Genomic DNA, 13,693 nt, shown 5'->3' with positions numbered 1-13,693 from the left:
GGCTTGTGGATGACCGAGGCGACGCGACGGACCCTCCTGGCCTCGACGCTGGCGACGACCGCCCTCGTCGGCTCCGCCGCGCCGGCATTCCCGGCCGAGGCGGCGCCGGCCGAATCGCAGGCGCCCGGCTTCTACCGCTACCGGGTCGGTGACATCCGCGTCACGGCGGTGACGGACGGGGCCAACACCCTGTCACTGCCCGAGCGCTTCGTGCTGAACGCCGACCGCGCGGCGGTCTCGGCGGCGCTCACGGCGGATTTTCGCGATGGGGCGAACCTCACCGTGCCCTTCACCCCCTTGGTGATCGAGACCGGCGGGCGGCGCGTCGTCATCGACACCGGCAACGGCGAAGCGGCCTTCCAGGCGAGCCGGGGCGCCGTGGGGCAGTTCCAGACCAACCTGAAGGCGGCGGGCTTCGACCGGGCCGCCATCGACGCCGTGGTGATCTCCCACTTTCACGGCGACCACGTGAACGGCCTGCTCACTCCGGACGGCAAGCCCGCCTTCCCGAATGCCGAGATCTTCGTGCCGGAGCCCGAATGGGCCTACTGGATGGATGACGGCGCCATGAGCCGGGCCCCGGCGGGGCGGATGCAGGATGGATTCCGCAACGTCCGGCGCGTCTTCGACGGCCTCGCCCGCAAGGTCACGCCCTATCCCTGGGAGCGGGAAATCCTGCCGGGCCTGACGGCGGAGGGCACGCCCGGCCATACGCCGGGGCACACCTCGTTCCGGCTCGCCTCGGGAGCCGAGAGCCTGTTCGTGCAGTCCGACGTCACCAACGTGCCGGTGCTGTTCGCGCGTCATCCGGGCTGGCACGTGATGTACGACCAGGACCCCGCCATGGCGGAGGCCACGCGCCGGCGGGTCTACGACCGGATCGCAGCCGAGCGCACCCTGCTCCAGGGCTTCCACTACCCCTTTCCCGCCGCGGCCCACCTGGAGCGGACCGCGGACGGGTATCGCGAGGTGCTGGTGCCCTGGAACCCGGTTCCGCGCTGAGCGCAACCGGGGCCGTCTTCCGGGCGCCGTTCAGGGCGCCATGTCGGGGACGGGCTTCAGGACGCCGCCCTGGATGCTGGTGGCGCTTCCGGTCGTGGCCGGCACCGCCGAAGCGGCCGTGGGCTGGGGCGGCGGCGTGAGCTGCAGGTGCTCGCTCGTGTAGACCAGCTCCTGGTGAGCCTTCCCCGCGTCGTCGTTCAGCTTGGTGCCGTAGCTCGGCACGATCTGGCGGATCTTGGTCTGCCATTCCGGCGTCGCGACCCGCTGCGGGAAGACCTTCTCGAGCACGTTCAGCATGATCGGCGCCGCCGTGGAGGCACCCGGCGAAGCCCCGAGCAGGGCCGCGATGCTGCCGTCCTTGGCGCTGACGATCTCCGTGCCGAGCTTGAGCACGCCGCCCTTCTCCGGATCCCGCTTGATGATCTGGACGCGCTGGCCGGCCTGAACCAGGCGCCACTCGTCCTTCTTGGCGTTGGGGAAGTACTCACGCAGGGCCTGGTAGCGGTCCTCGTCGGACAGCATCACCTGGCCGGCGAGGTACTCGATGAGCGGGTACTGGTCGACGCCCACCCGCACCATCGGCCAGGCGTTGCTCAGCGTGGTCGAGGTCAGCAGGTCGAAATAGGAGCCTTCCTTCAGGAACTTGGTCGAGAAGGTCGCGAAGGGTCCGAACAGGATCACCCGCTTGCCGCCGAGCACACGCGTGTCGAGGTGCGGCACCGACATGGGGGGCGAGCCGACCGAGGCCTTGCCGTAGGCCTTGGCGAGGTGGCGGGTCGCCACGTCCGGGTTGTCGTTGACCAGGAACGAACCGCCCACCGGGAAGCCGCCGTAATCGTTGCCCTCCGGGATGCCCGACGCCTGCAGCAGGTGCAGGGCACCGCCGCCGGCGCCGATGAACACGAACTTGGCGTCCACCGTCTGACGGCTGCCGTCCTTGAGGTTCTTCGACGTGACGCGCCAGGTGCCGTCCTGGTTGCGCGCGAAGCCCTCGACCTCGGTGGAGACGCGCAGGTCGAATTTCGGCTGGGCCTGCAGGGCGGCGACGTACTGGCGGGTGATCTCGCCCCATTCCACGTCGGTGCCCACCGGGGTCCAGGTGGCGGCGATCGTCTGCTTCGGGTCACGCCCCTCCATCATCAGGGGGACCCACTGCTTCAGCTTCTCGGGGTCGGTCGAGAACTCCATCCCGGCGAAGAGGGGGCTCGCCTTCAGCGCCTCGAAGCGCTTCTTCAGGAAGGTGATGTTGTCGTCGCCCCAGACGAAGCTCATGTGCGGGGTCGAGTTGATGAACGAGCGCGGGTTCTTCAGGACGCCCTTCTGGACCTGCCACGCCAGGAACTGGCGGGTGATCTGGAAGGCCTCGTTGATCTTGATCGCCTGGTCGATCCGGACGTTGCCCTTCGAATCCTCGGGCGTGTAGTTCAACTCGGCCAGCGCCGAGTGGCCGGTGCCGGCGTTGTTCCAGCCGTTGGAGCTCTCCAGGGCGACGCCGTCCAGGCGCTCGACCATCTCCAGCGACCAGTCGGGCTCCAGTTCGCGCAACCAGACGCCGAGCGTCGCGCTCATGATGCCGCCGCCGATCAGCAGGACATCCACCTTCCGGGCCTCGCCCGCTGCCAGCACGGATGCGCCCGGCAGGGCCGAGACCGCGAGCCCGGCCAAGGCACCGCCGATGATCTGGCGCCGGTTCAGCGGCCATGCGCTATGCTGCACGGACAGGCCACGCGAATGCATTTTATCGTGAATGCTCATGATAATTTTTCGAGCCGTATCAAGTTTTATTTGACTAGTACCCTGCGCTACAGGAACCTGAAACGCAAGACAACCCAGCCGATACATGGCTGCCATGCCTTGGAAACCTGAATGATTCCAAGGCATTGTTAACCCATGCGGCCGCCGCATGCCGCGCCGCCACGAATTTTTCGTTGCGCCGCAACATCTTGCTGCAGCCCTCGTGAATTCAGCAGATCACCGGCCGATGAAGCTCAGTCGTGCTGCGCAGCGACCGAGATTTCGAGCCCGACGCACCCACATCCGGCCACTCCCGCCGGTCCGCGCAAGTTCATCCGCCGGCCGGAACTCGCCCGAATCAGGGCCGTTACCCAGGCTAGGCGCCGCCAGGGTCGTGGATCGGCCTCGCGGCATTCCGCGGGCCTGCTCGTCGGCGGACGGGACGCGCGCGACATCGATGGCCCGCCCCGGAAATGGGCGCCGTGTGCTTCGCGCGGGTCACGCGGAACCCGTGATTCCGGGGCGAACGCGCCTCTCGTGTGCGCCACCGGGCGGCGTGCGCCGGATGTGGCAGACGGGAGACGCCGAGGCGGTTTCGCACGGCAGGACCGTCTCAGACCGTGACGCGCGGCACCCCGGCGCATCCAGGGAGCCAAATCGGCCTTCGGCGCTTACTCCCCCGCAGCCTGTGCCGCTGGCACGACAGACGGGGATCGTCATGCGGACCGGAACGAAGCGCGGCCTCACGGCCCTGGCCGTCATTCTCCTCGGAGGCGCCGCTTTCCTGCGCTTCATCGTCTATCCGGAACACGCGAGCCTGGAGGCGTCGGCGGGTCAGGGTTCCAGCCCGACCCTGCCGGCCCCGAACCCGACCCTGATGCCCACGGTGAACATCGCCCGCGTGGCTCGTTGGGAGAACGGCGCGAAGCCTCAGGCGGCGGCCGGCCTGCAGGTCGCGGCCTATGCAGAGGGCTTCGAGCATCCCCGCTGGATGGCCCTGCTGCCGAACGGCGAAGTGCTGGTCGCGGAAGCCAACAAGCCGCAGACCGACGATCCCTCGACGGGAATCGCCGATTGGGTGGCAGACAAGGTCAAGAGCATGGCCGGTGCCGGGGTGAAGAGCCCGGAGCGCATCGTCCTCCTGCGCGACGCGGACGGGGACGGCGTCGCCGAGGAGCGCCACGTGTTCCTGAAGGGCCTGCACTCGCCCTTCGGCATGGCGCTGGTCGGCGGCGACCTCTACGTCGCCAATGCCGACGCCCTCGTGAAGGTGCCCTACCGGCCGGGCCAGACCGAGATCACCGCGACCCCGGAGAAGGTGGTCGACCTGCCGTCGGGCATCAATCACCACTGGACCAAGAACGTCATCGCCAGTCCCGACGGACAGAAGCTGTTCGTCACCGTCGGCTCGAACAGCAACGTCGGCGAGAACGGCCTCGACAAGGAGACGGGCCGCGCGGCGATCTGGGAATACACCATCGCCACGAAGCAGATGCGCGAGTTCGCCACCGGCCTGCGCAACCCCAACGGCCTCGGCTTCGAGCCCGTCACCGGCGCGCTCTGGACCGCGGTGAACGAGCGCGACGAGATCGGAAGCGACCTCGTTCCGGATTACGTCACCTCGGTGCGTGACGGTGGCTTCTACGGCTGGCCCTACAGCTACTGGGGCCAGCACGTGGACACGCGCGTGCAGCCGCAGAAGCCCGACCTCGTGGCTCGGGCCATCACTCCCGACTACGCGGTGGGCACCCACACGGCCTCGCTGGGCATCGCCTTCTCCCGGGGGAGCAGCCTGCCCGAAGCCTGGAAGAGCGGCCTGTTCGTGGCTCAGCACGGCTCCTGGAACCGCCGGCCGAAGAGTGGCTACAAGGTGGTCTACGTGCCCTTCCGAGACGGCAAGCCCGTGGGACAGCCGGTCGATGTGCTCACTGGCTTCCTCAATGCGGATGAGAAGGCGCAGGGGCGCCCGGTCGGGGTCATCCTCGACAAGACCGGGGCGCTGCTGGTGTCGGACGATGTCGGCAAGGTGATCTGGCGCGTGAGCGGAGCCAGCACGACGAACTGATCGCTCCGCCGCGCGTGCGACGACTCGGCGAGCGAGAGGGGCGAGCCTGCCGGGAACGCCCCTCAGCGGTCCTCGATCAGGGCTTCGACCGATCGGATCGCGCTCTCGAGGTCGGCGATGCGCTGCAGGACGAGCCGACACGGCAACCAGCCGTCCTCGTCCGAACCCCGCATGAGGTCATGCTGCTCCGCTCGCAAGCGTTCGAGGAGTGCGTCCAGATCCGCCATGTGACGGGAAGCGTCGCCCGTCGCCGGGCGTTCCCGGATTCCGGCGCTCGTCCCCGTCAAATTCTCGTCACGACGGTCCCGGCGCCTGGGCGCCGGGCCGAGTCCAGTCAAGAGTGCCGCCCCGGTCGATACCGGCGAGCCCGGGGAAAGGCCTACGAAGCCGGCGCGAAGGTCCACCCGGCGAGCGAGGTCGGGATCGGCAGACGGGAGATGTCGAGGCCGCAGGCCGCCTTGTAGGCGCGGTCCTGCGTCAGGAGCCTGAGACCTTGCTCGGCGGTGTCGCAGGTTCCGAGCAGGGCATCGTCCAGCAGGACGGCGAAGCACTCCCTCTGGGCCAGACGCGTGCGGGCGATGCGAAAGACGCCCTGCGGCGTGTCACAGAGCCAATGTCCATTCATTGCCCACGCCTCGGCCAGTGATCCAGGGGGTGCGATCATGGGCCGGTCGGCAGGGGGATGTCCAGAAGGTTAATGCATCTCGAACGGATTACGCTGCACGATTCTGCATGAAGTCCGGAGGCGGGCCCCCGAAGCGGGAATCCGCGACTTCGGGATCCCGAGGACCGCGCTCAGCGCTCGCGACCCGATTCGATCTCGCTGAAGACCCGCGCGAGCTCCGCGAGGAGGTAACGGGCGCGCGGATCCTTGATCCGGTCGAACGACTCGCGGAAGAGCGCTCCTTCCGGCGTCGCGGACACGGACACGCTCTCGGGGTCCTTCTCGCCCACGCGGGCCGCCGGCTTCGAATCGTAGAAATAGCTGATCTCGACACCCAGCGCCTGGGCGATCTGGTGGAGCTTCTCCGCCGCGATCTTGCTCCGGCCGCTCTCGTATTTCTGAACCTGCTGGAACGTGACGCCCAGGGCACTGCCGAGATTGGCCTGACTCAGACCGGCAGAGCGTCGCAACGACTTGATGCGAAGTCCAATCTCACCGGCACTTCCGTCTCTGCTTACGTCCGACATCAAGTCTTACTCGAAGATCATTTTCTTCAGGGGCTTCATCAGCCGGCACGGGACAGAGTCATCGTCCGTCCACTCCGGGAATGTCACAAGACCGAAGCCGAAGAATGGCACAAACGAGGGTAACGTCTGGACAGTAGATGCAACCGGCGACATCTCAAGCAATGTGAATTGCATCGCATTATCTTGGGTCCATATCAAGCCGGTTGAAATACTGACAGGCGCCGCATCTCCCAGTCCGAGACAGCACGGATACGCGTAGCGCGCAATTCGCAACGACAGCGAGAACCTGTCGCCACATCGGGCGAGCCGACGGCCACACCCGCTACCGCCTTCGAGGCACCCCGCCAATCCGTATGGGGTTCACAATGCCGCGCGCGTCCAGCGCGTCCCGGGCGGAGACCGGGACCGGACGCGCGCCATCGCGACACGCAGCGTGCCGTCCCGGGAGGAAACCTTCGCAACCCATTGGGTCACCGACTCGACCCGGGCGCGTTCCATACGATGCCACCGCCTTGGATCACGCTCCGGTCCATCGATCCGTCGACGATCACGACATCTCCTGTCCGGCCTCGATCGACGCACGGGAAGCCGCCAGACCAGGATTTCTCCCCGTCCGGCCCAAGTCCGGACCGATGGTTGCCGCCAACCTCGCAAAGCACCGAGCCGATCGCCTATCAGGCGATTTTTCGCCGGAAAATCTGAAAGTTTTCTTCACAAATCGCATATAGGTTGTTTTCTGGTTGTGCTTCGAGCGACGAGAGGACGGACGATGGACGATGTCGACGGCGAGGTTCGACGGATCCAGGCCCTTCGTGCCCTCCGGATCCTGGACTCGGCCTCCGAGCCTCACCTCGAAGCCGTCTGCCGCCTGGCGGCGGACCTGTTCGGTGTCTCGATGGCCGCCGTCCAGTTGGTCGACGAGAACAGGATCTGGTCCAAGGCCAAGTTCGGGATCGAGGCCGAATGCGTGTCCCGGGCGGGCGCCTTCTGCGACCTCACCATCGCGGCGGACGACAGGACGCCGCTCGTCATCCTGGATTTGCGGAGCGACCCGCGCTCGGCCGACAGCCCCCTCGTTACGGGCGAGCCCCATGTCCGCTTCTATGCCGGGGTGCCGCTGGCCCTGCGGTCAGGAATCAACCTCGGCACCTTCTGCATCATGGACCGGACGCCCCGCGTGGCGTTTCCCGGGCACGCCCTGCGCCAGCTCCAGGATCTCGCCCTGATCGTGGAGGCGCATCTGCGCCTGCACGAGGCGAAGCGCGCGAGCGAGTTGGATGCGAGCCATCGCTGCGCGGCGGAGACGGCCCTGCGGGCGAGCGAGCAGCGCTTCCGCCTCCTGGCCGAGACCACCACCGACGTCATCATCTGGTCGGATCTGGATACCACACGCCGCTACGTCTCGCCCTCTGTCAAGGCGGTGCTGGGCTACGATCCGGAGGAGCTGGTCGGGACGAAGCCCCTCGATTTCGTGCATGCCGACGACATCGCGGAGTTCGGCCGCGTGCTCGCGGATCTGACTCGGGCCCGGGTCGATCAGGTCTCCAGCTGCCAGCGCTACCGGCGCAAGGATGGCGGCTGGGTCTGCATGGAGGTCTCGCAGAGCCTGGCTCGGGACCCGATCACCCAGCAGCCGACCGGGTACGTCACGTCGCTGCGCGACATCACCGAGCGCAAGGCCGTCGAGGATGCCCTGCGGATCAGCGAGGAGCGTCTGGCCCTCGCCGTCAGCCATGGCAGCGACGGCGTGTGGGATTGGTGCGTCCCGACGGGGAAGGTCGAGCTCTCGGAGCATTGGGCCGCGATGCTGGGCTACCGGGCCGGGGAGATTCGGCCGCACATCACCTCCTGGCACGACCTCATTCACCCGGACGATTCCGAGCGCTCGCAGCGCGTGCTGCGCGACCATTTCGAGGGCCGGACGCCGACCTTCGAATGCGAGTACCGGCTGCGGACGCGGCAGGGGCACCATCTCTGGCTGCTGGCCCGGGGGAAGGTCGTCAGCCGGGACGAGGCCGGGGAGCCCTTGCGTGTCGTGGGAACACATATCGACATCACCCGACGCAAGTGCGACGAGCAGCGCATCGCGCATCTGGCCCTTCACGATGCCCTGACCGACCTGCCCAACCGGACACTGTTCTGGGAGCGCCTCGACGCGGAGATCCGGCATGCGGCGCGGCACGGCACGCGATTCGCCGTCCTCGCCTGCGACCTCGATCGGTTCAAGCATGTCAACGACACCCTCGGGCACCCGGCCGGCGACCGCCTCCTGCAATGCATCGCCGCGCGGCTGAGGACGGCTGTTCGCGAGGGGGATACCGTGGCCCGGCTCGGCGGTGACGAGTTCGCCATCGTACTGAGCCAGATCCGGGATCTCGAGGATGTCAGACGCATGGCGGGCCGCGTGATCGACGCGGTCAACCAGTTGGTCGACCTGGATGGCCAGAGGATCGCCGTCGGCGCCAGCATCGGCATCGCCCTGGGGACGGGAAACGGGATCGACGCGGACGAACTCTTCAAGCGATCCGACATGGCCCTGTACAGGGCCAAGGCGGCCGGGCGGAACACCTACCGCTTTCACGATTCCCCCTTGGACGTCCGGCAGGATGCCTCCCGCTCGCTCGAGCAGGACATGCGCAGCACGATGAAGCGTGGCGGCTTCCTGCTGCACTATCAGCCGGTCATCGAACTCGCGACCGGGGCCGTCACGGGTTTCGAGGCCCTGATGCGCTGGCATCATCCCCTCCGGGGGGCCATCCCGCCGAGCGAGTTCGTTCCGCTCGCGGAGGAGACGGGCCTGATCGTCTCCCTGGGGGCCTGGGCCCTGAAGGAAGCCTGTCACGAGGCGGCCTCATGGCCGGATCACCTGAAGGTCGCCGTCAACGTCTCGGCGCTCCAGTTCCAGCGGGCCAACCTGGAGGAGACCGTGATCCACGCCCTGGCGCGTTCCGGACTGGCGCCTCACCGGCTCGAACTCGAGATCACCGAAACGATCCTGATGCAGGATGCCGAGGCCGTCGGCGCGAGCATCCACCGCTTGCGGGCCCTCGGGGTTCGCATCGCCCTGGACGATTTCGGAACCGGCTATTCCAGCTTGAGCTACCTCCATCGCTTCGGCTTCGACACCGTGAAGATCGATCGCTCCTTCGTCAGCGCGGTGCGAAGCCCGAAGACGGCTGCGATCGTCCGGGCGATCGTGACGCTCGCCGGCCAGCTCGGCGCCCACGTCACGGCCGAGGGCGTGGAGACCCGGGAGCAGCTCGAGTTCGTCACGGCCGAGGGCTGCACGGAGGCACAGGGCTTCCTCTTCAGTCCGGCCATTCCGGCGCGCGACGTGCTGAAACTCATCCGCGACGAGCACGCGGTCCTGGCGCCTGCATGCACGCTCCGAGGGGCCCTCGCCCAGGCCGCATCGGCCTCCTGATACCCCACCATGAGCCGGGGTCGGTGTGAGACATGGCGGAAGCCGGTCTCTCCCGCGAAGCCGAAGGCCACGCCCCCCTCAGACCGCCCGAACCGCGCGCATCACGAACCCGCTGCGCGGGCGGGCGGGAATGTAGGCGAGATCGAGGGTCAGATCCTGCGGCGGCACCGTGTAGGTCATGCGGTTGGCGAGTTCGTCCGCGAGGGTCTCGATCAGGACCTGGGAGATGCCTTCGCCCGGGCAGCGATGGCCGCTCGCGGCCGAACCGCCGCCGTGGGAAACGAGATTGAAGGGATCGAGACACGCGTCCCGGAAGCGCTCCGGATCGAAACGGTCCGGGTCGGGCCAGAGGCGGGGATCGTGGTTGGTGCCGTAGAGGTCCATCAGCACCCAGGTGCCCGCCGTGAAGTCGTGTCCGTGCCAGGTGAAGGGCTCGCGCACCCGCCCGCCGATGAAGGGGATGAACGGGTAGGCGCGGCGGACCTCCAGGGCAAAGCGCGTGAGCGCCGCCGGATCACCGCCCCGGAGGGCCTTCCGGCAGGCTGGATTGTCCCGCAGGGCCATGGCGCAGAACACGACGTAGCGGGCATTGGCGACGGTCGGGCGCAGGACGTTGATGAGTTCGACCCCGGCGGTCTTCACGTCGAGGTAGCGGCCCTCGCGGTCGCAGTGCTCCGCGATGGCGCGGGCCGCCCCCTCCGGCACCGCCCGCCGGCCCTCGCGGATTTCCGTCACGACCCGGCGTGCCCAGCGCTCGGTGCGGGCGCGCAGGAGATGCCCCCGCCAGTTCCGCGGGCCGATCGCACCCGTGCCGGCGATCATCGCGGCGAACTCGGCCGCCCGCGCCCGGGCCTCCTCCGGTTCCAGCGGAAGTCCGGCCCATTCGCAGATCGCCGCCGTGAGGACGCCGTGCGCCTCGTCGAGGAGGATGACCGCATCCGCCCGCGACCAGCGCGCGACCGCCTCCCGCCAGTGCCGGACCGTCAGATCGGCGAGGCGCCGCAGAGCCTCCGGACCGACGAGGGAGAGGAACATCGCCTTGCGTCGGACATGCGCCTCGCCATCCATCACCATCACGCTGCCGTGGTCCTGGATCAGCGCGAAGGAGGTCGGCGGCAGGGCGTGGCGACGCGTGAAGCGATGGTCGTCGTAGAAGTGGCGCGCGGCGTCCGCCCCCGATATGCACAGGGCGGGACTCAGCATGAGCCGCGTCGCGAACAGGTCGGAGCCGTGGCGCCGGCAGCGGTTCGGGATGAAGGCATACCCCTCCGAGAGCAGCGCCAGGGTGCTGTCGAAGGCGCGGTCGCGTGGGAGGGCAGCCGTGTCACGGGCGCGCAGCGTGGCGGGGTTCAGGGTCATCCGGGCATCCAGCATGGCCCCCGGTCGGGCCGGGCCCGCATCCAACTCAACCGTCCGCGCGGATGTTCAGCCAGGCGGCGCAGGGCTCGTCCGCCCGTCAGAGCTTCAGCAGGGCAAGCGACTTGACGCTGCCATGCGCCTCCAGGTCGAGGTCGTGCTCCGCCACCTCCTCGGCGGTGAGTTCCCGCAGGGTCTCCGCCTGCGCGCCCGCTCCCGCCGCCTCCGCCGCCTCCGCCGCCACGACGGCGGCGTCCTGATCGTCCCGCGCGACCACCACGACCGGTGCCACCTGCGCCTCCCGGGCGCCCGGGGGCGTCACCGTGACCTGCACGCCGTAGGCCCTGTTCATCATCGTATCCTTCTCTCGTGGGAATGACCCGGTCCGAACCCCGAGCGGGGCCGCCGATCTTCGCGACGCCCGGGCCGGCTCAGGGGCCGCCGCGGCCGCCGACCGCCCCGAAGACCTGCCCCGTCGAGTAGCTCGCCTCGTTGGAGGCGAGCAGGACGTAGATCCCCGCGAGTTCCGCCGGCTGGCCCGGCCGGCCCATCGGCGTATCCTTGCCGAAGCTCGGCAGTTTCTCCGGTGGCTGGCCCCCACAGACCTGGAGCGGGGTCCAGAACGGCCCGGGCGCGACGGCGTTCACCCGGATGCCGCTCTGGGCCAGTTGCTTGGCGAGGCTCTTGGTGACGCTCACGATCACCGCCTTGGTGGCCGCGTAGTCGAGGAGGTTCTCGGAGGGGTCGTAGGCATTGACCGAGGCGGTGTTGATGATCGCGGCCCCGGGTCCGAGATGCGTCAGGGCAGCTTTGGTGATCCAGAACAGCGCGTAGACGTTCGTCCGGAAGGTCTGGTCGAACTGCTCCGTCGTGATGTCGAGGATCGAGGCCTGGGACTTCTGGTACACCGCGTTGTTGACGAGGATGTCGAGGCCGCCGAGGGCACTGGCCGCGTCGGAGACGAGCCGCCGGCAGAAGGCCTCGTCGCGGATGTCGCCCGGCAGCGCCACCGCTTTCCGGCCCGCCTGCCGGATGAGCGCCACCACCTCGGCCGCATCGGACTCTTCGGCCGGCAGGTAGTTGATGGCCACGTCCGCCCCTTCCCGGGCATAGGCGATCGCCGCGGCTCGGCCGATCCCCGAATCGCCGCCGGTGATCAGGGCCTTGCGGCCCGCGAGCCGGCCCGAGCCCTTGTAGCTGGTCTCGCCATGGTCCGGGCGCGGCACCATCCGGCTCGCAAGGCCCGGCCAGTCCTGCTGCTGCTTCTCGAAAGGCGGTCGGGGATAGGTTCGGGCGGGGTTCGGCGTCGCGTCGGTCTGCGCCACCGGTTCCTGCGCGCCGGCCCCGCTCCCGAGCGCCGCCACCATTCCAACGGACAGGCCACCCACGAGGGCACGCCGGGAGGGATCGGTCTTCGTCTCGGTCATGAGGGCCCTGGGGACTCGGTGGTGTGGCACGCCCGGCACGCGGACGGCCCTGCATGCCCCATCAACCCGGCCCGGCCGTATTCGTTCGCGGTTCGAGCCGCGACGAGCCCCCTGCCTCAGCCCTTCGCTTCCTGGAAAGGACGCAGCAGCCAAGCCAGACGCCCCGCATCGTCATCATCCTCGGCCCGTGGTGCTCGCCTGTGCGGCTCGGCGGGCCCGGAGCCCTCAGGGCCTGATTTCGCAGGCAAAGATTCCACGGGCACGGCTTCCACGGAACCGGATTCGCCGATCGGCGACCGAACCTCCGGCTCGGCGACACCCGCCATGATCTGCCCGAGCAGCGTTGGCAACGCCACGCCGTATTCCCGGAGCAGCAGGGCGGCATCCAGCAGCGACCGGATGTGTCCGTCGGGGACCGGCTGCCCCTCGATCTGCGCGTTGATGACGTTTGTGGCGAGATCTGCCGCCAGCCGCGAGAGTTCGGGCAGGCGGTCCACCGCGTCCGGTGCTTGAATTGCTGGCGCGAGGGCGGCGCTCATCTGACATCTCCCTGACGGCGGGCACGTCCTCGGAAGCGCCGTCTGGCCCAGGCGTTAGCACGGAGTCCGTCACCATTCTGTTCACCGGGCAATCACCGTCCCGGGAAGATCGGCGCCTGGGCCCGGCCACCCGGCCCCGCAATCCTGTGGAGATCGGGGAATGAAAGCTCCGGGCGGAGGTCCACCCGCACAACATCCACACCACTTAACAAAACTTTCATCGCAATAGGATAAGTCCTGACAAGAGATTTGTACTTATCGAGAGGATGCTCGGATCATGGAAGCGGAGAGAAAGCCGGAGTTCGCCGACACGGTCGACAACGAGGCGGACCGGATCCGGGAAATCTTCAAGCATTCCTTTCCGCAATCCGAGGCTGACCTGAAGAGACTGATCCCCGAGGACTTCACGGATACCGTCGCACAAAGGGCCGAGACGGCCCGAAGCGGCACAGGGGACGAATTCGACTGGTCCATCACCCTCGCGAACGTCGAAGCCATCGTCGATGCCAGCCAGGCCAGCCGCGCCCTGGTGCTCGCGGCGGAGAAGCGCGCCGAGATCGCCGAGGCGAAGGCGCGGGAAGCGGTCCATTGGCTGCGGATGCTCCACAAAGCGGTGCAGAAGGGACTGCCGGACAAGGCCGTCTGACCCTATCTCACCACTGCCGAGTACCGGCACGCATCGCGATGCGTGCCGGTGACTCCTGGGCCGGACCACCCGTGGTGGGCAGAGAGGGCGAACATGTTCCGATTTCTTCTCCGGTGGCTCCTGCTCTCGGTCCCGGTGGGTATCCTCGTCGGGAAGTTCCTCAAGGCTACCCAGACGCCGCCTGACGAAGATCGGCGTCGCAGGATCGCGCGTTCGCGCCCCAAGTCCGACCTCTGAGGGCATCCGGTCGGAGGAGCACCCGCCGGCCTCCGGCATGCAAGACAGGCGTGGCCCCTCCTGCCACGCATC

12 protein-coding genes are annotated in these 13,693 nt (G+C 68.2%); 4 read left to right on the top strand and 8 right to left on the bottom strand.

The genetic code is table 11. The annotated features are described in order from the left end of the window. The first annotated feature begins 9 nt into the window (after positions 1-9). The gene (locus tag OF380_RS09205) at positions 10-1,002 is read left to right on the top strand and encodes an MBL fold metallo-hydrolase (protein ID WP_264050461.1); all 993 of its coding nucleotides are present in this window, start codon (positions 10-12) and stop codon (positions 1,000-1,002) included. Positions 1,003-1,032: 30 nt separating this feature from the next. Here the strand turns inward: OF380_RS09205 and mqo are convergent, their stop codons facing one another. After that, on the bottom strand, positions 1,033-2,757 hold the full coding sequence (gene mqo / locus OF380_RS09200) for a malate dehydrogenase (quinone) (protein ID WP_264050460.1): 1,725 nt from the start codon (positions 2,755-2,757) through the stop codon (positions 1,033-1,035). Between the two features lie 697 nt (positions 2,758-3,454). Here mqo and OF380_RS09195 point away from each other — a divergent pair. Continuing rightward, positions 3,455-4,801 carry a PQQ-dependent sugar dehydrogenase gene (locus OF380_RS09195; RefSeq protein WP_264050459.1) on the top strand — a complete coding sequence of 449 codons (1,347 nt, stop codon included), beginning with the start codon at positions 3,455-3,457 and terminating at the stop codon, positions 4,799-4,801. A 62-nt stretch (positions 4,802-4,863) separates the two neighbouring features. On the opposite strand, the gene OF380_RS09190 is transcribed toward OF380_RS09195, so the two are convergent. The 3 genes from OF380_RS09190 to OF380_RS09180 all read right to left on the bottom strand — a co-directional run bounded on the left by OF380_RS09190 (position 4,864) and on the right by OF380_RS09180 (position 5,935). Beyond that, positions 4,864-5,028, bottom strand: coding sequence for a hypothetical protein (locus tag OF380_RS09190; protein ID WP_264050458.1), 165 nt, complete (start codon positions 5,026-5,028; stop codon positions 4,864-4,866). Between the two features lie 152 nt (positions 5,029-5,180). Then, entirely contained in the window at positions 5,181-5,465 is a 285-nt protein-coding gene (locus OF380_RS09185) for a hypothetical protein (protein ID WP_264050456.1), read from the bottom strand. A gap of 131 nt (positions 5,466-5,596) precedes the next feature. Further along, a complete protein-coding gene (locus OF380_RS09180) occupies positions 5,597-5,935 on the bottom strand; it encodes a helix-turn-helix domain-containing protein (protein ID WP_264050455.1) in 339 nt (112 codons plus the stop codon). Between the two features lie 826 nt (positions 5,936-6,761). Between OF380_RS09180 and OF380_RS09175 the strand changes: the two genes are divergently transcribed. Next, positions 6,762-9,416, top strand: a complete 2,655-nt coding sequence (locus OF380_RS09175) for a sensor domain-containing phosphodiesterase (protein WP_264050454.1) — start codon at positions 6,762-6,764, stop codon at positions 9,414-9,416. Between the two features lie 78 nt (positions 9,417-9,494). Here OF380_RS09175 and OF380_RS09170 read toward each other — a convergent pair whose 3' ends face one another. From OF380_RS09170 to OF380_RS09155, 4 genes are all read right to left on the bottom strand, one after another. Then, positions 9,495-10,775 (bottom strand): cytochrome P450, encoded by a 1,281-nt coding sequence (locus OF380_RS09170; RefSeq protein ID WP_264050453.1) that lies wholly within the window; start codon positions 10,773-10,775, stop codon positions 9,495-9,497. Positions 10,776-10,872: 97 nt separating this feature from the next. Further along, complete coding sequence (locus OF380_RS09165) at positions 10,873-11,127, bottom strand: hypothetical protein (protein ID WP_264050452.1); 255 nt, start codon at positions 11,125-11,127, stop codon at positions 10,873-10,875. 76 nt (positions 11,128-11,203) lie between these two features. After that, a complete protein-coding gene (locus tag OF380_RS09160) occupies positions 11,204-12,199 on the bottom strand; it encodes an SDR family oxidoreductase (RefSeq protein ID WP_264050451.1) in 996 nt (331 codons plus the stop codon). Positions 12,200-12,315: 116 nt separating this feature from the next. Then, entirely contained in the window at positions 12,316-12,738 is a 423-nt protein-coding gene (locus OF380_RS09155) for a hypothetical protein (RefSeq protein ID WP_264050450.1), read from the bottom strand. 277 nt (positions 12,739-13,015) lie between these two features. Between OF380_RS09155 and OF380_RS09150 the strand changes: the two genes are divergently transcribed. Then, entirely contained in the window at positions 13,016-13,384 is a 369-nt protein-coding gene (locus OF380_RS09150; protein ID WP_264050449.1) for a hypothetical protein, read from the top strand. The last annotated feature ends 309 nt before the right edge of the window (positions 13,385-13,693 follow it).

The organism is Methylobacterium sp. FF17 (assembly GCF_025813715.1).
GTDB classification, from domain to species: domain Bacteria; phylum Pseudomonadota; class Alphaproteobacteria; order Rhizobiales; family Beijerinckiaceae; genus Methylobacterium; species Methylobacterium flocculans.
Note: the sequence above shows the minus strand (reverse complement) of the source record. Positions and strands in the feature narration are given on the sequence as shown.